1 protein-coding gene is annotated in these 542 nt (G+C 75.8%); it reads right to left on the bottom strand.

Annotated features, from left to right (window positions below):
- A partial coding sequence (locus tag EKM57_RS21685; protein ID WP_206185548.1) for an autotransporter-associated beta strand repeat-containing protein occupies nucleotides 1–542 on the bottom strand: 542 nt, incomplete at both ends.

Genomic DNA, 542 nt, shown 5'->3' with positions numbered 1-542 from the left:
GCGCCGCCGGCGACGTTCGCCTGGCCCAGCTCGAAGGCGAGCGAGGCGCCCTCGGCCAGCGACAGGTCGCCGCCGATGGTGAGCGTGCCCGCGCCGCCGGCGCCCGGCGCGAGGATCGCGCCGTCGGCGAGGCTGACGTCGCCGCCGATCCTGCCGGTGCCGCCCAGCGTCGCGCCCGAGCCGACGCTGGTCGCTCCGCTCGCACCGGAGAAGTCGCCGTTGACGAGCAGCGTGCCCGCATCGACGCTCGTGCCGCCGCCATGACTGCCGATCCCGGCGAGCACCAGCGTACCCGTGCCGGCCTTGAGGAGCGCTCCGGCGCCGGAAAGCTGGCCGGTCAGCGTCAGTGTGGTGTCATTGTCGGTCAGGAACCGCCCGAGCCCGCTCAGGGCGACCGCGCGGCCGGACGCGACGTCGGCGGCGCTGTTCAGCGTGCCGCCGGCCAGCGTCAGCGCCCCGCCCGCGGCGCCGAGATTGGCGTCGCTCGAGATCCGCACGATGCCCGCCTCGATCCGCGTCCCGCCGGAATAGCTGTTGGCGCC

It is taken from the genome of Sphingosinicella sp. CPCC 101087, from assembly GCF_004151485.1.
Taxonomy (GTDB): Bacteria; Pseudomonadota; Alphaproteobacteria; order Sphingomonadales; family Sphingomonadaceae; genus Allosphingosinicella.
The sequence above is the reverse complement of the archived record's forward strand: the minus strand, read 5'-3'. Positions and strand labels throughout refer to the sequence as shown.